Genomic DNA, 18,031 nt, shown 5'->3' with positions numbered 1-18,031 from the left:
CCCCCGGCTTTAGCCGTGGGGAGGATGTCAACAACGCCTTGGGCGCAAGTTGCACGTTTGTCGTCCTATGCGTTTTCGTCGTCACCAAGTTCGTCCACGGCGCATGGGTGGTAGTGGTGCTTATCCCGCTGCTTGTGGCGATGTTTCGTGCCATCCACGCCCACTATGTGGATGTCGCGCGTCAGCTTTCGACCGAAGGGATGCCGCCCGTTGAAAAGCTACGCCACTACGTTGTCGTCCCGATCTCCGGCATTCACCGCGGCGTCGTTTACGCTCTCGAGTATGCCAAAGCGATCGCGCCATCGGGCGAAGTGACGGCCGTCTACGTCGATCTCGACGAAGAAGCGACGCGCAAGCTGCGCGAAAAATGGGCGCAATGGGGGCAGGGGATTAAACTCGTCGTCTTGCCATCGCCATACCGTGAGTTGACGCGCCCGTTGTTACGTTACATCGAACGCCTCAAACGGCAGGAGAAGGCCGACTTCATTACGGTCGTGATCCCTGAGTTCGTGCCAGCGCGCTGGTGGCAGCACCTGCTGCACAACCAAAGCTCGCTGCTTCTCAAAGGGGCGTTGCTTTTTAAACGCGGGGTGATCGTGACAAACGTCCCGTACCACTTGCGAGGCTGAGGCCAAGCCGCGCGGCAAAAAGAGCGCTCTTCAAAATCCGCCCGCTCAAAAGCACGACAACGATCGCGAACGAACGTGTGGGCGGGCGCTGACTTGGATGCCGAAGAGGCTTTCCGGCTCAGCGCGCCGTGCTGCCGAAGTCGAAACGAAGATTACGGCACGCTGATCACGCGCTGCTCCTATTTGCAGGCAAGAGTCGGTTTTGCGACGCGGCAATGCGCCCGAAAGGCGGCTGCGTCTTGAAACGATCGCTCCCCGGGTGAATTCGTGCCCTAAACGGAGCGCTTTCGGTCAGCCCTGAAGATTGAGTTTCAGCAGTGCGTGCGAGGGTTTGTTTGCTGCGAGGGGAGCAAAATGGAACGCGCTGCGGTCGCGGGCAGCCGTCGTTATTCAGCCTCCTGCTGTTCCCCGTTCTTCTGTGCGAGGAAACAGGAACGACAGTAAACAGGGCGCCCTTGCCAAGGATAAAAGGGCACGGTGGTTGTCTGCCCGCATTGCGCGCAGACGACTGGCACTTCGATGCGCCGACGGACGCCTTCGGCCTGCGCCGCCATGATCGCCGCAATGCGTTCGTTTTTCGCTTGTTTACAGGGCTTGCATCGTTTGGGCGGGTTCTGTAGCCCTTTGTCGCGGAAGAATATCTGCTCTCCCGCCGTCCAGATGAACTCCTCTCCGCAGTCGATGCACTTGATGATGCGATCACGGAATTCCATCTCGACTTCGTTCCACTCTCCGTCGGTTCTGGTTCCCTCGGTTCGCATAGCTCTTTTCCCCGCTTGCGTGCTAAAGAAAAAACCTCACCGAAATTGTTTCATCGCGCCAAACAACATCGGTGAGGGAAGTCGCTCAACGCAGCTTTCGAGCAGAGTTGTTGCGACCTTTGTTGGTGGTTACGGCTTGCGATTGGTACGCTCTAAGCTTCATTGCGACGCGCCTTCTTGCGATTGCGTTTGCGCGCCAGCGCCGATTTCAACCGGCGCTTCTCGCCCGGCTTGAGGTAGAAGGTGTGCTTTTTGTAGTCGCGAATGATGTCTTCGCTCTGCACGCGACGCTTGAAGCGCCGCAACGCCGATTCGATCGACTCGCCTTCGCCAACGATCACCAGCGCCATCCCTTCTCACCTCCTTTCGGGCCGTAGATTTGACTTTTCAGCCAGCGACCTATTTGAAACTAGCAAAGTAATATCTGGGCGGATGCTCTGTCAAGTCTTTTCTTGCATCCGAAACCTCACAAATCTTAGCGATTCTTTGCGTCGCTCGTTCTCGCTCATTCGAGAGATATCCGTGAAAGTTTGCGAAGAGGAGGCGCGTAAACTTCCGCCTGCAGTCGATCACGCGAAAGCAAGGGGGAAACAAAAAGGCGACCAGCACCGTCGAGCGTTTCATCGAAGCGTGGCGCAAACTCGAAGCCCAACACGACGTGAAACCGATGAGGCACCTCTACGCGATGGGAGCCGAGATCGGCAACATCATCTCGCCCGAAAAGTTCCACGGTCCGGAAAGAGCGCGCGAGTTTTGGACCAAATACCGCGAGACGTTCGCCGACGTCGAAAGCCGCTTTCGTCACCGCATCATCGGCGAAGATTGCGCGGCATTGGAATGGACAACCAAGTGGACTACCGGTTCGGGCAACGCGGTCGAGTACGATGGCGTGAGCATTTTGGAGATCTCCTGTGACAAGATCGTGCGGTTCCGCGCTTACTTCGATTCCAAGGCTCTCAGCCGCCAAGTTACAGGCCAACAGAGCGCGTCAACTTGGCGCAGACTTGGAATCTCTCATGCGCGCCCTCAAAAGAAGCGGCCATGATCTGAAAGTCAAGAGCGTTGTCGTCGCGCTCCGCGAACCTCAAAAGAAGCGGCGGACGAGTTGAAAGAGCAAGCTCAAGATAAGCGAGACGAGCAACATGGAAGCGAACGGGAAGTAGATGCGCACGCTTCCGCTCTCGTAGCGGAAATCCCCGGGCAATTTACCGAACCACCACAAAGCGCCGGACCAGATCAGAAGCCCGATGAGGACAACGAAAACGCCGATCAATACGATCCATTGACCGATTGAGCGCTGATCCATGATCTCTCCTCGCGGCGAAGACTTTAGCGACGGCTGGCGAACTCGCGCCGCAGATCTTCAAAGCTTAAGTAAACGAGGCGCCCGCCGGCAAAGAGCGGATCGCCCGTCACTTCGAGCGCGGCGAATGGCGGAACGGGGAATCGTTCCATCTCCGCTTCGGTGGCGAACCGCGCCTTGGCCAGAATCAATCCGAGCAATCGACCGAGAAAGAAGTCTATTTCGTAATGCCGTCCCTCGTATTCGAACGGGTAACGGTTTTTGCGTATCTCATCGCCTTCGAACGTCTTGAAGATCTCGTACTCTTGCGCCGATAGCTCCAGCTCGGCGAAGGCGAACGTTCCATGCGAGCCGGTCGGATACTTCTGCTGCAACCAGCGGCGGCGCTCGTCCGTCGCCGGCACGCGACTTTTGCGCAACCGCAATCGCGTTCCGGCGATGTAGTTGTCCTTGAGTTGCCAATGCCAGTGGTGGCGCTGCAGCCCGGGCGGAAGCTCGTTGAGCAGAAAGATACGCTCGCACACGAGGCGCACGCTCTCAGGCATCTGTTGTCCGAGCTCTCGATTCGTGGCCTTCATACCTGAATTTCACGCTTCTCTTCCGCGACACCGCCTTTTTTACACCGCTTGCAGCGCGCCTCATCAATTCAGCCGCGCACTCACGCCGCACGGCTCTTTAAACGGTTGCCAGATCCGCCTCCGGCACGCGCAAGAACTCTTCGGGCGCAACGATCTTACCGGCGATCGCCGAGGCGGCGACGACGTAGGGCGAAGCCAGATAAACTTTGCCCGGTCCGCTCCTTCCCGGGAAGTTGCGGTTCTGTGCGCTCACGGTCACCTTTTCAGGCGAATCGGACGCGCCCGGACCAGCGTTGATGCAAGCTCCGCAGCTCGGATCGATCAAACGCGCGCCCACCCTTTCGAAGATCTCGATGTAGCCTTTGCGACGAGCGTACTCTTTGATCTTCTGCGAGCCGAATTGCAAGTAAAGCTCGACGCCCGGCGCGACGCGCTTGCCCTGTTCGAGCGCGCGACCGAGCACAGCCGCGTACATATCCATGTCGGTCATTTTGCCGCCCGTGCACGAGCCGCCGTAAGCGATGTCGATCTTGATCTCGCCCGGGAGTTGATCGATCGGGATGCCGTTGCGCGGATCGCCCGGCATCGCCACCATCGGCCTGATCTGCGCCAGATCGATCTCGAACGTGGCGGCATACTCGGCATCGGGATCGCTGAAGACAAACAGCTCGCGGACGCGCTCAGGCGACAAACCGCGCATCCTCACGAGATAGTCAAGCGTCACCGCGTCAGGCTCGATGATGCCCGTAAAGCCGCCCGCTTCGACCGCCATGTTCGTCAACGTCGCGCGCTCATCCATGGGCCAGTCGCGTAAGCCCTCGCCAGCGAATTCCAACACCTGCCCGATGCCACGCCCTTGTTTCATGTAATCCGTGGCGAGGATGTAAAGCATGACGTCTTTGGCCGTCACGTCGGCCCGCTTTTTGCCCTTGAGGACGAAACGCACTGTCTCCGGCACGCGCAAACGAACGTCCTTGGTGTACCAAGCGTTGGCCATGTCGGTAGCGCCGACGCCGAAGGCGAAACATCCGAGCACGCCAGCCATGCACGTATGCGAATCAGTTCCGATGACGATCTGCCCGGGCAGCGCGATGTCTTCCACCACAGCGTTGTGGCAGATGGCTTCCGAGCCGCCTTCGGGCCGCTCCCCGTAATACTTGATGCCTTGTCGCGCAGCGAATTGCTGTTGCGTCGCGGCCAGCCCCTCAGCCCGTTCGAGCAATCCCATCTCGCGGTGCTTGCGCGGCATAATCTGGCCGAGAAAGGTCAGATGATCGCGAAAAGCGAAGACCGATTGGGGTTCGGTGACGCGCGCATCTGGTCCGAGCGCTTGCCGGAAGAGCGCTTCGGCCATGGGCGTCACGTATTCGTGCGAAAAGCGCACGTCGGCGACGGCAAAGAGCGCATCGCCGGGTTTGACCGCTTGGACGCCGATCTTTCCGGCAGTGACGAAAGCATGGCGCGCGATGATCTTCTCGACGATGTTCATCGGACGCGGCAGCGTGGTAATGGGCGGCGGCGAAACTTCGCCGGCGAGCCGCGCCTTGTTGTAATTAAACAGCCCGCCGTATTCGACGATGGCTTTCGAAATAGCATCGAGTCCGCGCGTGAACTCAGCGAGCGGAATCTCTTCGCCGCGCATGATTCGTTCGATCAAACCGAAATCGGTCGAAGTGAGCAGCCCGATGTTCTGTGCGTTCTGTTCGTAGATCTTCTCGATGGTTTTGGCGATGATGAGTTCGATGCCGGCGGCCTTTTCGGCAAACGGCGCCGTCTCGCGCGATGAGCCGCACCCTTTTGAAAGGCCGGAGACGACCACCGAGAAACGTCCGTTCTTCACCTCGTCCGGTTGTACGGCGTTTTCGCGCATCCCGACATAAACGTATCGCCCAAGCGTTTCGTCGTAGTAGAAACAGACCCATGCGGGCGTGATCTCGTCGGTGGAGATGTTGTCCATCAACGGCAAGTTCGGATCGTAGGCGAGATCTTCGCCCGCCAACTGGCGCCGAATGAGCGACGTATCTTTGGTCAAAAAGAGTGTGCGCCCGGCGAAACGGATCTTGTCGGGCCGTTTGCTGCTCTCGTTCATCCTTGACTTTTCCTCGCGAACGTATGCTCCGCAAGAACTCAAATACGATTATAAACTGAATTGATGTGAGGACGGCAATCGCGAGCCGACGTCAAGACCACCCTTGCTGAGGCGCATTGCAGCAAGCTCTCTTTCAAAGCACGGGGCGTTAGCGCTTTGGAGGGGCGCAGCGGTTCTTGGGCATCAGCGTCCCAATTCCTCGACGAGGATTTTCGCCAGCCGGGAGATAAGAATGAGGCCGGGATTATCCACGCTCCAGAGCGTCTCGGGCATGTCGTCGCAGGTGATGGCGAGGGCGATGCGCCCGCGCGACGTGTAAACGATGCCGACGTCGCTTCGCAAACGGTCGAGCGCGCCCGTCTTGTTTGCCACCTCCACGCCGCGCAATGCGCGGGGAATGCCGTCACGGTATTGCTGGCGCTTCATGATGGCGATCATCTCGCGAGAAGCTTCCGGGCTGATCACTTCGCCGCGCTCCAACTTCTCGAGCAGCATGACCATCTCGCGAGGCGTGCTCACGCCGAGACCGAAACGCTTGTTCTCCGAAATCGCTCCGGCGCGACTTTCGCCGCCGCCGCCGACCTTGCGCAGTACGCGCGTTTGCCTTAAGCCGAGACTGTCCATGCGATCATTGACCGCATCGGTGGTGATCCGGTCAAGGAGCAGGTTGGTCGCCGTGTTGTCGCTGACGACGATCATCAAACGCACAGCATCGCGCAAGTTCAGTCGCAAGCCGTCGGAGAGTTCGAGCAAGATCCCCGAGCCGGAAACTTTGCTCGCCTCGGTCAAGATCAGCTCATCTGTCCATTTGGCCTTCCCCTCGGCTACGCGCGCGAAGACTTCGACCATGATCGGCACTTTGATGGTGCTCGCCGTGCGCACGCGATCATCCGCGCCGAAACCGTAGCTTTTGCCCGTATCTATGTTCTCGGCGAAAAGGCTAACGCGGCCCTTGAAGCCAGAGATTTCGGCGCGTATGCGCTGGTCCAGCGCGTCGGCGGCAGTGCCCTTTTGCGCGTCGCTTCGGCTCGCGCCTATTGAGCCAAAGATCAACGCGAAAAGAAGCGCAACGATGAGTTTCGTCTTTCTCCTCGCCATTTTCCTGACGTTTCGCCTCCCGCAACGCTTTCAGAGGCCCTTGACGGGGCGCTTTCGCACTCGACGGCGCGACAACGTGAAGGCGACGGGTTAAGCGCAGCGCGCTCCTCTGCAAAACGCCGCCCCAGCCGATCGTGCCGCCGCGAACGTGCCGTTCACCGCTGGCGAGGGCGCAAGAAGAAAATCGCGCAGATGGCCGCGCCTCGGTCGAAGAACTCAATCGCGCCTCAATCGTTGTGCGCTGGGGCTGTGGATGTCGCCGCTGATAGTTGCGCCCTGCTTTCTTGCACCAAGCGCGTCGGCGTCAGTTCAAGGTCTAGGTTGTAACCCTCTTCGCCGTGCTGCGTCAAATCGAGTCCGGTCACTTCGTCTTCGGCGCTGACGCGCAAACCGATGACCGCATCGACCAATTTAAGGATGATAAAGGAACTGAAGGCCGCGAGCGCGATGGCGATGGCGACGCCGATCGCTTGATTGATGACTTGCACGGCGTTGCCGTCGATCAACCCGACGGGCAACGGATTGCCGTTGGCATCCTTGAAGATCGGATTGATGGTTTTGGTGGCGAAGATGCCGGTCAGCAGCGCGCCGACCATGCCGCCTGTTCCGTGTATGCCGAAGACGTCGAGCGAATCGTCGTAGCCGAATCTCCGCTTGACTTCGGTCACCATGAGGAAACAAGCGACGCTGGCGACAAAACCGATGAGGAGCGCGGCCATGGGCGTGACGAAACCGGAAGCGGGCGTAATGCCGACCAGTCCGGCGACGGCCCCTGAAAGGGCGCCGAGCACGGTCGGTTTGCCATGGCGGAGCCATTCGGCAAGCATCCAGCCGAGCGCCGCTGCCGCGGCAGCAAAGTGCGTGACGACGAAAGCGTTGGCCGCCAATGCGTTGCTCGCCAGCGCGCTTCCGGCGTTGAAGCCGAACCAGCCGACCCAGAGCAAACATGCGCCGATGAAGGTCAGGACGAGATTGTGCGGCAGCATCGGCACTTTCGGGTAACCGAGACGCTGGCCCAACAAAAGAGCACAGATGAGCGCGGAAATGCCCGAAGAGATGTGGACCACTGTGCCACCCGCAAAATCGAGCGCCGGTACCGCGCCGCCGAGCGCGGCGTTGAGAAAACCGCCCTTGCCCCAGACCATATGGGCCAGCGGGAAATAGACGAACGTCAGCCAGAGGACCATGAAGGCGAGCATGGCGCTGAACTTCATTCGTTCGGCGAAAGCGCCGGTGATCAATGCGGGCGTGATGATGGCGAACATCAATTGAAAGATCATGAAGGTCTGCTGTGGGATGGTCGCGGCGTAATCGGCGTTTGGCTCCATGCCGACGCCGTGCATGAAGAGGTAACGTGCGCCGCCGAAAAAGGGCGTGCCTTCGGCAAAAGCCAAGCTGTAGCCGTAAAACGCCCAGAGCACGGTGACCACGGCCATCAACGAAAAGCTCTGCATCATGGTCGCCAAGACGTTCTTCTTGCGGACCAGCCCGCCGTAAAAGAGCGCCAGCCCTGGTCCGGTCATCAAAAGCACGAGCGCTGCACAGGCCAGCACCCAAGCGTTGTCGCCCGCGCTCTGCGCGGCGCGCACGCCGGTCTCCACCTCCCCCACTCTCTGCTCGATGCCTTGCGCCGAGGCGACAGTGAAAAGGAGCGGACCCGATAAAACGATGGAAAAGATCGGTCTCCAACACATGGTCTTTAATCTCCCCTGAGATTTCTTTGGAATCGCCCGGGCTCGCGCCGCCCCTGTTTTCGGCGCGACGAGAGCGCGGAAAACCACGTGGGGCAAGATTCGCTGATCAAGGCTTTACGGTCGGCCAAACGTCCGGCGGGCTGCCGGTTCAAGAACGGTTGTCTAAATTCGCGATCTTTCGCTTGCTTTTCGCTGACGAAAGTCCCCGAAGAAGATTCAAAAGCGCTGCGGCGCCCCGCCCAGTGCATTCAGCTTCCATCTTTCAACGACAAAGGGCTTGACAGCTTCCGTTTTTCCTGTGAAAGTTTCCAAGTCGCTCTCTGTGCGACCGATATCCCGCGCTCGACTGAAGCGACAATTTTAACGCAACCCCCGTTTTATCAATAGATTTTTTTAATTTATGGACTGCGGCAGGGTCCATAGGACGAGCGAGGAGAATGGATCCAGCGACCAATAGGCATTGGCAAAAAGTCAAAGCGCACGCGGCACAGCGCCTTGATGCGCTCGCTGGACTCGCAACGCCCGAACAGATCGCCGCGCAGCTTCGCGCTTTCCTGCGCGTCGAAGATGAGCGCTTGAAGATCGCCTATCGGTGTGGCGCGGCGGGCAGTTGGACCGTGTGGGCGCGCAGCCTCATCCTCGACCATTTGGTGGAACGCGCTTTCGAGGCGGCCAACTGGACCGGCGACGAGCGTCTGCGTTTGGCGCAAGCAAGCTGCGCCGTCGTCGCCATTGGCGGATACGGGCGCCGCGAACTCTGCTTCTGTTCGGACATCGATCTGCTACTGCTGCACACCGGGCGGCGCGCGACGCTGACGCGCCAACTAGTAGAACAACTGCTCCGCTTGCTATGGGATGCTGGGTTAACGGTCGGCCACTCGTTTCACACCATCAGCGAGGCGTTGCACGCCGCCCGCGAAGATCCGCACTTGCAAACGGCGCTGTTCAGCGCGCGATCGGTCGCTGGCAATCTGACGCTGTTCAATGGGCTGGAAGCGGCGCTCGAAGTCGAGCGCGAACGCCGACGCGCCGACATCATGAACATCGTGCGCGAAGAACGTCAGCAGCGGCGGCGCCAACACGGCGCAGAGATTCTCATCCGCGAGCCGCACTTGGAAGAGGGCTGCGGCGGCTTGCGCGACCTCCATTCGGCGCTGTGGGCGGCATGGTTGCTGCGCGGTTGCCGGTCGCTCGATGAAGCTGCAGCTTGCGGCTTGCTGAGCGAAGCCGAAGGACGGAAGATCGCGCGGGCACGCGAGTTTCTCTTGCGCACGAGATGCGAAGCGCATCTTCTCGGCGGGCGCCGCGCCGACCGACTCAACTTCGAGTTGCAACCGGAATTGGCGGCGCGCTTGGGTTATCGTGCGGATGCGCGTTTGACCGCCGCGGAGAAGTTCATGCGCGATTACTATCGCCACACAGCGAACATCAGCCGCTTTTGCGATCGAATGCTCGCCGCCAAACAAGAGAGCGCGCGGGCACGCTGGTTTCCGTGGCGACGCGCTGGCGCGAAGCTGTTCGTCAAAGACGGCGTCCTTCGCTTCGACGGCGATCTAGGCCAAGAGCTGCGTTCGCGTCCCATGTTTTGCTTCGACATCTTCGCGCGGGCTGCAGAGATGGGCGTCGGTCTGTCAGCAGCAGTTGCCGAAGAGTTGGAGCGCAACCTCAGTCTGTTCGATCGCCGCTTTCGCCAGTCGCCAGAAGCGGCGCGCGCTTTTCTTCGTGTGTTGCGCCAACCAGGGCGCGTCGCGCCTGCACTACGCCTGATGCGCGATGTCGGATTTCTCGGTCGCTACTTGCCGGAATTCGAGCGCATCAACTCGCTCATCCAACACGATCTTTACCATCACTACACGATAGATGAACACACGCTCAAGGCCATCGAAGCGCTTGATCAACTGTGCGCCAGTCGCGACGAGCAACGCGCGCCGTGGCGGAACGTTTTCGACCAGATCGAAGACATCGGGTTGCTCTACCTTGCTGTGCTGCTTCACGATCTCGGCAAAGGTCAGGGCAAAGGGCATGCCGCACGCGGAGCGCGCATGGCAGCGCGCATCTGCCGTCGTCTTCACTTCGATGCGACGAGCAGTGCCAAGGTCACGCTCCTGGTCAAGCATCATCTTTTGATGGCGCATCTTGCGCAGCGGCGTGATCTATCCGATCCGCAAGTTATCTCGCGCTTCGCGTCGCAGGTCGCTTCGCTCGATGCGCTCAACATGCTGTTGCTTCTTACCTACGCCGATCTGAGCGGCGTAGCGCCGGGCGTTTGGAGCGATTGGAAAGGGAGACTTTTGTGGGAGCTTTACACGCGCGCGCGCCAAGCTTTGACGGGCGAGAGTTTGACGGGCACGCCGAGCGAAAAGTTGCGACGTAAAGAGCGCGTCGTCGAGCTTTTGCAAGGAACGATCGCGCCGAGCGAGATCGAGCGTCATTTCGCTCTGCTGCCAGAACGTTACGCGCTCGCCTTCGATGCGCAGGCAATCGCGCTTCATTTGCGTCTAATCTCTGCCATGGGCGACTCTTGGCAATGCGCGTGGTGCCCGCTCGGATGCGATGCGACCGAACTAGTCGTCTGCGCGCGCGACCGACACGCCCTTTTCGCGGACATCGCCGGAACGCTCACCGCCAACGGCATCGAGATCCTGAGCGCCGAACTCCACACGCGCGAAGATGGTGTGGTCGTTGACCAGTTCGTGCTGCGCGAAATCGCCACGCACCAAGCCGTCGATGAGCGGCGACGCGAAAAGATAGAGCGCGAACTGGAAGCCGCCATCGCCGGCAAACTCGACGTCGCCGCGCTGGTGGAACGCTGGCGAGAGCGCCACGCTCCGCGTCGCCGGCCCGCTCGTGCCGAGCGCAGTCCGACGCCGCACGTCCGTTGCGACGGCGAAGCTGCGCAAGCGTATACGGTGCTCGAAGTCTGCGTCGCTGATGAACCGGGATTGGCCTATCGCATCGCGCGCATCGTCGCCGGCTTGGGGGTAGAGATCGTCTGCGCGCGCGTCAGCACCGAGAAGCACTACGCGCTCGATGTCTTCTACGTCACGGACGAGGACGGGAAGAAACTCGCTGCCGAACGGGAAGAGGAGTTGCGTCGCGCGCTCGCTGCGGAATTGAAGATCGAACTTTCGTCGAGCGATCCCAAAGCTTGAGTTCTTTTCGACGATCAAGATCGCACGCCAAACTGGACGCCCAAGGAGCTTGAAAGATGAAAAAGGTCGAAGCCATCATCAGGCCGCATCTACTCGATGCCGTGCGCAATGCCCTGCAAGAGGTCGATGTCAAGGGCATGACCGTCAGCGAAGTGCAAGGCTACGGGCGGCAGCGCGGTCACACGGAAACCTACCGCGGGACGGAGTACCAAATCGAATTCATCCCGAAGATAAAAGTCGAAGTCATCATCCCCGATGACATCGAGGACATGGTGGTGCACGCCATCATGAAAGCGGCGCGCACGGGCAAATTCGGCGACGGCAAGATCTTCGTCACCACGCTCGATGACGTGATCCGAATTCGGACCGGAGAGCGCGGCGAAGCGGCCTTGTAGAGAGCTGGGGCGAACCGCGAAAGAGGCAGCCCGTCCGTCTTCGGCACGCCGTTCGCCGAAGAGCAGATCAGTGTGAAGCGGCGACCGAGGACTTTTGATTGGCGTGCCGGTCGAGATAATCGAGCAGGACGTTGGCCATCGCTTTCACGCCGATCGTGATCGCCTCTTCATCAACGTCGAACTCAGGCGTGTGGACCATGGCCGTGATCCCGCGCGCGCGGTTGGCGACGCCGAGAAAGTAGTAGAAACCAGGGATGACCCGCTGGTAGTAGGAGAAATCTTCGGCTCCCATCTGCGGCAACGGAGCGATGACGTTCTGGCTGCCGACGATGCGGCGCAGCGTCGGCAACGTCTCTTCGACCAACTCGGGATCGTTGTAAGTCACGGCGGCGCCCTCTTCATACTGCATCTCAAACGTCGCGCCGTAAGCCGATGTGATGCCGGCCACCGTTTCGCGCATCATCTGTTGCACGCGGCGGCGCACATCTTCGTTCAATGTCCTGACGGTGCCTTCCAATTTGACTTCGTCGGCGATGATGTTGAACCGATTGCCGCCCTGAATGATGCCGACCGAGAGGACCAGAGGCTCCTGCGTGTTGATGCGACGGCTGCGGATCGTTTGCAGCGCCATGACGCATTCGGCGGCGACGACCACCGCATCCACGCCTTCGTGCGGATATGCGCCGTGAACTTTTTTGCCGCGAATCGTGACGACGAACCGGTCCGATGAAGCCATCGCCGGACCGGAATTGTAGCCGATCTTCCCGACTTCGATGGTCGGCATGACGTGCAAGCCGAAGATGGCCTGCGGGCGCGGGTTGTCAAGGACGCCCTCTTTGATCATCAGCGGCGCGCCGCCCTCCTCGCCGGGCGGGGGGCCTTCCTCAGCCGGTTGAAAGATGAACTTGATGCTGCCGCTGATCTCATCGCGCATGCGGCTGAGGATTTCGGCGACGCCGAGCGCGATCGTCGTATGAACGTCATGACCGCAGGCGTGTTTGACGCCGGGCACACGCGATTTGTACGGCACGTCGATGGTCTCCTGAATCGGAAGCGCGTCCATGTCGGCGCGCACGGCGACGACCGGACCGGGCTTGGCCCCCTTGAGAAGACCGACGACCCCATGCCGCGCGACGTTGGTGCGCACGTCATCGAAACCCAACGCCTTCAACCGCTCCGCGACGATGCGAGACGTGCGCTCCTCGCGGTTCGATAGTTCCGGATACATGTGAAAGTCGCGCCGTTGTTCGATCAATTTGGCGCGCAGGCTCTCCGCCGCTTGTGCGATGCGCTGCTCGCGCGATGCGTTCCGGCCCTTCTCGTTGTAAGCGACGGACGAGGCGCAAAACAGCGCGATCGCAAGCAGCGCCAAAAGCCCTTTCGATTCACGCCGAGGAGCACACGGGCCAATTCTCTTCACGATCTTTCGACGCATGTTTCAGGCCATCCTTTTTGAACGAGCGGCGTTCAGGAGATGATCTTGTTGCCGTCGTTGACTTTATACTCTCCGCGCGAAGACCGCGTCAAACTCCCGCCGCAAGCGATGACAGAAGCTTCGGGCTAGCTTGACCGTCGCGTTCGATGGTAGATTTGGACGCGAAAGACCCTTCAGGGAGGAGTTCGGCATGTTCATTGCTCGCTTTGTGAGAACGTCTTTGGTGTTGCTCTTATGTTGCGCGTTGGTTGGATGCAGCAATCGGGACCAAACGGATGAAGCCAATAAACTGATCGACGAAGCTAACGCTTTGCAGGATCGCGTGGCGGAGGTCGCGGCACAGGTCGATGCTAAAGAGGAAGAAATCGTCAGCAAAGATTACGACCAAGAGCGGGCCGAGATCGAACTGCTCGCTCGTGAGCAGATCGAGCTTCTAAAGCAAGCGGCGGCGCTCGAACGCGAAGCCATCGCCAAGACCGAGCGAGCGGCGAAGATGCGCGTCGAAGATTGGTTCCGCGAGTACGTCGCGCTGGTCGGTCAACGACAGCAGAAGATCGTGGCGATGATCGACGTCACGCGCCAACGAGCTGAAGCCATCATCAACGACCAATCTTTGGAAAGCATCAATGAGCGGCGGATGAAGCTCTCCGAAGAGTTTGACAAGCTCGACCAAGAGCGCGAAGAGCTGTCGAAGCGAATCGCCGCCATCGAAGAGCAGAACAAGGCGCGGTTGGCCGGTCCTTCCAACGCCAACGCGCGCTGAAAAGCGACGGATGGGAGACGAAAAGCGAGATGTCCCGCGCGGCGAAGCGTCGGCGTGCGCGCAAGGGCAGCAGATCGAAGCTCTGGCGCGCGGCCTCGGTCCGTTCGATGCAACGATGATCGTCATCGGCTCGATGATCGGCAGCGGCATCTTCATCGTCTCAGCCGAATCGGCGCGCCTTGTCGGCGCGCCTGGGTGGTTGCTCGCCGCTTGGGCGCTCGCTGGAGCTTTGACTATCACCGGCGCATTGTGCTGCGCGGAGCTCGCCGCGATGATGCCACGCGCTGGCGGTCAATACGTCTTTTTGCGCGAAGCCTACCATCCAGCCATCGGTTTTCTCTTCGGATGGTCGCTCTTCATCGTCATCCAAACGGGAACGATCGCTGCCGTAGCCGTTGCTTTCGCCAACTTCCTCGGCGTTTTCACCGACAAAGTTTCGCCGACGCGCTACTTGATCGAACCCATTCACCTAGGACCGTATGCGCTCAGCTTTTCCACGCAGCAGATGGTCGCCGTTGCCCTCATCGCGCTGCTGACCTGGACCAACACGCGCGGGTTGGAAATCGGCAAATTGGTGCAGAACGTCTTCACCTTCACGAAGACGGCGGCGCTGGCCGGTCTCATCCTCGTCGGACTCGTCTTCGGCTGGAACACCGCGAGCGCCGCCTACACTTCGGATTGGTGGGACCCTTGGGCTAACGGCTGGTCGCCGCAAGCGGTGCAGCCGTCGTTGCAGGCGAGTGGAGTTTTAGCGCTGCTCATGCTTTTAGGGCGCGCGATGACCGGCCCATTGTTCGCTCAATCGGCTTGGAACAACGTCACTTTCACGGGAAGCGAAACGCGCGATCCCGGACGCACGCTCCCGCGGGCCCTCCTCTACGGCTGTGCGACGGTGGTCGCGCTCTACCTGCTCGCCAATCTCTCCTACGTCGTCGTGCTGCCATTCGATGCAATCCAGCGAGCACCGCAGGGGCGCGTCGCCACCGCGGCCATGCAAGCGGTGCTCGGCGCCCCGGGCCAGTTCATCATGGCCGCGGCGATCATGATCTCGACCTTCGGTTGCAACAACGGGCTGATTCTGGCCGGCGCACGCGTTTACTATGCGATGGCACGCGACGGATTGTTCTTTTCGCGCGTCGGCGAGCTGAATGCGCGCCGCGTGCCCGCCGCCGCGCTCATCGCTCAAGGGGCGTGGGCTTCAATCTTGACGTTGCCGCGCACCGTCGCAGTGGATACACGTACCGGTGCGATGCAATACGGCAACGTCTACACGCAATTGCTCGAATACATCATCGCCGCCGATTTGATCTTTTACGTCTTGATGGTTGGCGCCGTGATCCGTTTACGACGCCGTCTCCCAGAAGCGCCGCGCCCATATCGCACGCGCGGATATCCGTTCGTGCCGTTGATTTACATGGTGCTGGCGACGCTGCTCATCTGCGATCTGATCTACTTAGCCCCGACGACTTCCGGCATCGGATTCCTGCTCGTCATGACGGGACTTCCAGTCTATCTCATCTGGCAGAAGCGAGCCGCGCCGCGCTCGGTCTTTGAAGCCGCGGAAGGGTGAAGACTCGCCTCCAAGTTCAATGCACGGTCGAAGGAGCGTACTGACGCCGCAGCACAATCGCGCGCGGATTCGTTTCCAAGCTCAATGCACGGTCGAAGCGGGAAGAAGCGATCCGCGACGGTCGGCGGCGATGGCGTATCCTTCTTCGATGTGCCCGATCATGCCGTGAAAGCAGACGTCGGTGCCTGAGAGAACGACCAGCATGTCGCCCACTCGAATGCGCGGGTTTTCAACGCGAAACCGGATCACCGTCGCATGTCCGTTCTCTTGTTCAAGCGTTTCGAATGAAAACCGGTCGGCTTCGACGACTACCGTCTGTGAAGTGTTCGTATAATTTGGTCTCTCTTCGGGCATCTTCAAGCTCCTTTCCCTATCCCATCAACTGCCACGCGCTCCGTCCAAATTTCTATAGGGCGCGCGTCGTGCGAGGTCTCCGTTGAAAAGGGCCTCTTCGCTTCGGCGCGCGCGTCTCTCTTCTCAAGGACGCGAACAGGAAAATTTATGCCTTTCACACAAGTTTGTCGAGCGACCGAAACGCAGTCGGACGACTTCTGCCTATTACCGTTTCTCTCCGCCAAAAGTCCCCTCGCCTCTGTGCCCAAGATGAAACCGTCTGCGAAGCCGGCGGCGCTCTGCACGCGAACGCCTCCTTTTCTCGCCTCGGCGCTCGCGATGGAAGCCGTCAATCAGGGATCAGAAGGGCGTCTTGCCTCGCGGGCGAGCGGCAACTTTTACGTCGGGAAGTTTCGCGGATGAAAGCCGCGTCCGTAGAGATCCTGATAAACCCAGCCGAGAACGCGAATCTCCGCCGTGCAGAGCGCTTCGAGCCAGCATGAAGTCAGATAAACGGTTCGTTCCTGCGATGTCGGAATTTTGCTTGCCTCTTCAAGCGTTGAGGTCCCCGGCGCGGTTTGAAGGCGGTAGGCGTCGGCGATCTCCGCGTTGGTGCGTCGCGCCTGATCGAGCGCCGCAAGCAATTCGCCGATCCAATCGTAAAGCGCGCGTTCGTCTTTGTATGTCGCCAGTGCCTGAAAGATGCCGATGGCGAGCCGGTCTTCGGCGCGCGAAAAAGCGAACGCTTCGCCGTATAGAAGCTCGTCCTCGCGCCGCTTCCATTCGAAGAGTTCTTGCACGGCGGGGTGGTTGATGACGGCAACGCGCGGATCATAGCGGAGGAACCATTCGATCACCTCGGCGAGCGACCTCGGTTCGATCGCGCCCTGCGCGTCGCGCCGCAAGGCGGGCGGACGAAATTCGTCAGCGGATCTCGCTCCGTTCATTTCGCCGCAAAGTTTAACGGCCTTCGAGCAAAAAACAAAGCCGAGGTGCGATCTGACCGTGCTCGTGTATGATCGGCGCGACTTGGAGAGCGCAGCGGATGATATAATCGGCCCGACTTGGGGAGTGCAGCGGATGGGCTTGGGCGCGCAAATCGTTTGGCTCTTGCTTCTCGCCGTCCCGGTCGCCTGCATCTCTTGGACTGTGACGCACGAGGAGATATTCCGCGAAGCGCGCGATTTTTGCGCGGCGAAGAGCCGTGCGTGTCGTCGCCTGCTCGAACGAAAATTCTTCTACCTGTTCACTTGCGAGTATTGCTTCAGCCACTACGTCGCCGCCTTCATCCTCTTGATCGCGCGCTTCAAACTCTTGTTCGATGATTGGCGCGGCTATTTGATCGCTTTCTTCGCGCTCGTCTGGGTGGCCAATCAATACATGAGCCTATACGGTCGTTTGCGCCTCGATATCAGAAGAGAACGGCTCGACATCGAAGCGAAACAGGTCGAAGCTGAAGAGCTCCAGGATCCCGGATAACCTTGACGCATTCCGCGCATTGCGCCCCTTTGAAAAGGAGCTGAAGACGCCGAAACTTTCGGCGTCTTCAGCGCGAAACGCGACAGAGTTTATTCTTTCATCCGCCGACGGCCCCGAACGACGCCGAGACCAACAAGCCCCGTCCCAACGAGCAACAGCGTTGCCGGTTCAGGCACGGCGGCCGCTTGTTCTGTGATCGTCACGACCGAGGGAGAGCCGTTCTCATCGCGGGGGAAAGTGAGCACGGCTCGACCACCGTTCGGATCAAACAGAATGGTTAAGACCGTTCCGTTCGGGTCCGTCGTCAATAAAGGCATCTCGCCAGAATCGTAGAGCGAAAGGCCGAAGGCGCTTCCGGACGAAGACCCGCCCGGTGTATCTATCGCCGGACCGGTGAAGGTCAAACGGAAAGAGAAGTTCGATCCAAAGGTGATCCCTTGAAAAAGTTCGTTGAGCAAAGCGTTGTTGCTGATGGTCACCGTCGAAGGCAGCGTGCCGCTCGCCCCGCCGCTGTTGGTTGAACTCGCAGCGAGCGATCCGCCCGTGAAAGCGAAATTGGAGATGGTAACGGTAGCGCTCTGCGCATCGGCGCCGCCCGGATTGAATTGAAACGAAAGAAAGCCGCTCGTGCCGCTGACAGCGCTTGTGTTGACGAAAACATCGTAAGTTACAGGCGCCGCTTCCGCTTGCGTCATGACGAAAAACAGCAACGCGACGAGCGAGATCGGTAACGTTTGCAAACGACTCCTCAT

At 59.8% G+C, this 18,031-nt stretch carries 17 protein-coding genes and 1 pseudogene; 7 read left to right on the top strand and 11 right to left on the bottom strand.

Features of this window, described 5'->3' with window-relative positions; all coding sequences use genetic code 11:
* Positions 1–629: pseudogene (locus C4334_RS05960) on the top strand (amino acid permease); the annotation flags it as partial.
* Between the two features lie 386 nt (positions 630–1,015).
* On the opposite strand, the gene C4334_RS05955 reads toward C4334_RS05960, so the two are convergent.
* A complete protein-coding gene (locus C4334_RS05955) occupies positions 1,016–1,390 on the bottom strand; it encodes a zinc-ribbon domain containing protein (protein WP_352431167.1) in 375 nt (124 codons plus the stop codon).
* 152 nt (positions 1,391–1,542) lie between these two features.
* Positions 1,543–1,740 (bottom strand): 30S ribosomal protein S21, encoded by a 198-nt coding sequence (gene rpsU, locus C4334_RS05950; RefSeq protein ID WP_352431166.1) that lies wholly within the window; start codon positions 1,738–1,740, stop codon positions 1,543–1,545.
* A gap of 209 nt (positions 1,741–1,949) precedes the next feature.
* On the opposite strand from rpsU, the gene C4334_RS05945 reads away from it, so the two are divergent.
* Positions 1,950–2,435, top strand: a complete 486-nt coding sequence (locus C4334_RS05945; protein ID WP_352431169.1) for a nuclear transport factor 2 family protein — start codon at positions 1,950–1,952, stop codon at positions 2,433–2,435.
* Positions 2,436–2,474: 39 nt separating this feature from the next.
* Here the strand turns inward: C4334_RS05945 and C4334_RS05940 are convergent, their stop codons facing one another.
* The 5 genes from C4334_RS05940 to C4334_RS05920 form a co-directional block, all read right to left on the bottom strand.
* On the bottom strand, positions 2,475–2,696 hold the full coding sequence (locus tag C4334_RS05940; RefSeq protein ID WP_352431165.1) for a DUF2905 domain-containing protein: 222 nt from the start codon (positions 2,694–2,696) through the stop codon (positions 2,475–2,477).
* Between the two features lie 23 nt (positions 2,697–2,719).
* Entirely contained in the window at positions 2,720–3,238 is a 519-nt protein-coding gene (locus C4334_RS05935) for a CYTH domain-containing protein (protein WP_352431164.1), read from the bottom strand.
* 130 nt (positions 3,239–3,368) lie between these two features.
* A complete protein-coding gene (locus C4334_RS05930) occupies positions 3,369–5,360 on the bottom strand; it encodes an aconitase family protein (RefSeq protein WP_352431163.1) in 1,992 nt (663 codons plus the stop codon).
* 183 nt (positions 5,361–5,543) lie between these two features.
* Positions 5,544–6,458 (bottom strand): serine hydrolase, encoded by a 915-nt coding sequence (locus tag C4334_RS05925; RefSeq protein WP_352431162.1) that lies wholly within the window; start codon positions 6,456–6,458, stop codon positions 5,544–5,546.
* 227 nt (positions 6,459–6,685) lie between these two features.
* Positions 6,686–8,152, bottom strand: coding sequence for an ammonium transporter (locus C4334_RS05920; RefSeq protein WP_352431161.1), 1,467 nt, complete (start codon positions 8,150–8,152; stop codon positions 6,686–6,688).
* 437 nt (positions 8,153–8,589) lie between these two features.
* On the opposite strand from C4334_RS05920, the gene glnD reads away from it, so the two are divergent.
* Together glnD and C4334_RS05910 are read left to right on the top strand one after the other, a co-directional pair.
* Entirely contained in the window at positions 8,590–11,304 is a 2,715-nt protein-coding gene (glnD, locus tag C4334_RS05915) for a [protein-PII] uridylyltransferase (protein WP_352431160.1), read from the top strand.
* Positions 11,305–11,360: 56 nt separating this feature from the next.
* The gene (locus C4334_RS05910) at positions 11,361–11,699 is read left to right on the top strand and encodes a P-II family nitrogen regulator (protein WP_352431159.1); all 339 of its coding nucleotides are present in this window, start codon (positions 11,361–11,363) and stop codon (positions 11,697–11,699) included.
* A 67-nt stretch (positions 11,700–11,766) separates the two neighbouring features.
* Here C4334_RS05910 and C4334_RS05905 read toward each other — a convergent pair whose 3' ends face one another.
* Positions 11,767–13,119 (bottom strand): M20 metallopeptidase family protein, encoded by a 1,353-nt coding sequence (locus C4334_RS05905; RefSeq protein WP_352431158.1) that lies wholly within the window; start codon positions 13,117–13,119, stop codon positions 11,767–11,769.
* 205 nt (positions 13,120–13,324) lie between these two features.
* Here C4334_RS05905 and C4334_RS05900 point away from each other — a divergent pair, with 205 nt between their 5' ends.
* Together C4334_RS05900 and C4334_RS05895 are read left to right on the top strand one after the other, a co-directional pair.
* Positions 13,325–13,897, top strand: a complete 573-nt coding sequence (locus tag C4334_RS05900; RefSeq protein WP_352431157.1) for a gluzincin family metallopeptidase — start codon at positions 13,325–13,327, stop codon at positions 13,895–13,897.
* 10 nt (positions 13,898–13,907) lie between these two features.
* Positions 13,908–15,467, top strand: coding sequence for an APC family permease (locus C4334_RS05895; RefSeq protein WP_352431156.1), 1,560 nt, complete (start codon positions 13,908–13,910; stop codon positions 15,465–15,467).
* A gap of 81 nt (positions 15,468–15,548) precedes the next feature.
* Here C4334_RS05895 and C4334_RS05890 read toward each other — a convergent pair whose 3' ends face one another.
* Both C4334_RS05890 and C4334_RS05885 read right to left on the bottom strand, forming a co-directional pair.
* Positions 15,549–15,821 (bottom strand): hypothetical protein, encoded by a 273-nt coding sequence (locus tag C4334_RS05890; protein ID WP_352431155.1) that lies wholly within the window; start codon positions 15,819–15,821, stop codon positions 15,549–15,551.
* Between the two features lie 377 nt (positions 15,822–16,198).
* Positions 16,199–16,747, bottom strand: a complete 549-nt coding sequence (locus C4334_RS05885) for a hypothetical protein (RefSeq protein WP_352431154.1) — start codon at positions 16,745–16,747, stop codon at positions 16,199–16,201.
* Between the two features lie 58 nt (positions 16,748–16,805).
* On the opposite strand from C4334_RS05885, the gene C4334_RS05880 reads away from it, so the two are divergent.
* Positions 16,806–17,279, top strand: coding sequence for a hypothetical protein (locus C4334_RS05880; protein WP_502943408.1), 474 nt, complete (start codon positions 16,806–16,808; stop codon positions 17,277–17,279).
* An 89-nt stretch (positions 17,280–17,368) separates the two neighbouring features.
* On the opposite strand, the gene C4334_RS05875 is transcribed toward C4334_RS05880, so the two are convergent.
* Positions 17,369–18,031, bottom strand: coding sequence for an NF038129 family PEP-CTERM protein (locus C4334_RS05875; RefSeq protein WP_352431153.1), 663 nt, complete (start codon positions 18,029–18,031; stop codon positions 17,369–17,371).

It is taken from the genome of Pyrinomonas sp. (assembly GCF_040289685.1).
Taxonomy (GTDB): Bacteria; Acidobacteriota; Blastocatellia; order Pyrinomonadales; family Pyrinomonadaceae; genus Pyrinomonas.
Note: the sequence above shows the minus strand (reverse complement) of the source record. Positions and strands in the feature narration are given on the sequence as shown.

What these genes read in the sequence shown, in the direction of transcription:
- C4334_RS05955 (WP_352431167.1), bottom strand. Translation starts at nt 1,390, where the DNA reads ATGCGAACCGAGGGAACCAGAACCGACGGAGAGTGGAACGAAGTCGAG.
- rpsU (WP_352431166.1), bottom strand. Translation starts at nt 1,740, where the DNA reads ATGGCGCTGGTGATCGTTGGCGAAGGCGAGTCGATCGAATCGGCGTTG.
- C4334_RS05940 (WP_352431165.1), bottom strand. Translation starts at nt 2,696, where the DNA reads ATGGATCAGCGCTCAATCGGTCAATGGATCGTATTGATCGGCGTTTTC.
- C4334_RS05935 (WP_352431164.1), bottom strand. Translation starts at nt 3,238, where the DNA reads ATGCCTGAGAGCGTGCGCCTCGTGTGCGAGCGTATCTTTCTGCTCAAC.
- C4334_RS05930 (WP_352431163.1), bottom strand. Translation starts at nt 5,360, where the DNA reads ATGAACGAGAGCAGCAAACGGCCCGACAAGATCCGTTTCGCCGGGCGC.
- C4334_RS05925 (WP_352431162.1), bottom strand. Translation starts at nt 6,458, where the DNA reads ATGGCGAGGAGAAAGACGAAACTCATCGTTGCGCTTCTTTTCGCGTTG.
- C4334_RS05920 (WP_352431161.1), bottom strand. Translation starts at nt 8,152, where the DNA reads ATGTGTTGGAGACCGATCTTTTCCATCGTTTTATCGGGTCCGCTCCTT.
- glnD (WP_352431160.1), top strand. Translation starts at nt 8,590, where the DNA reads ATGGATCCAGCGACCAATAGGCATTGGCAAAAAGTCAAAGCGCACGCG.
- C4334_RS05910 (WP_352431159.1), top strand. Translation starts at nt 11,361, where the DNA reads ATGAAAAAGGTCGAAGCCATCATCAGGCCGCATCTACTCGATGCCGTG.
- C4334_RS05900 (WP_352431157.1), top strand. Translation starts at nt 13,325, where the DNA reads ATGTTCATTGCTCGCTTTGTGAGAACGTCTTTGGTGTTGCTCTTATGT.
- C4334_RS05895 (WP_352431156.1), top strand. Translation starts at nt 13,908, where the DNA reads ATGGGAGACGAAAAGCGAGATGTCCCGCGCGGCGAAGCGTCGGCGTGC.
- C4334_RS05890 (WP_352431155.1), bottom strand. Translation starts at nt 15,821, where the DNA reads ATGCCCGAAGAGAGACCAAATTATACGAACACTTCACAGACGGTAGTC.
- C4334_RS05885 (WP_352431154.1), bottom strand. Translation starts at nt 16,747, where the DNA reads ATGAACGGAGCGAGATCCGCTGACGAATTTCGTCCGCCCGCCTTGCGG.
- C4334_RS05875 (WP_352431153.1), bottom strand. Translation starts at nt 18,031, where the DNA reads ATGAGGAGTCGTTTGCAAACGTTACCGATCTCGCTCGTCGCGTTGCTG.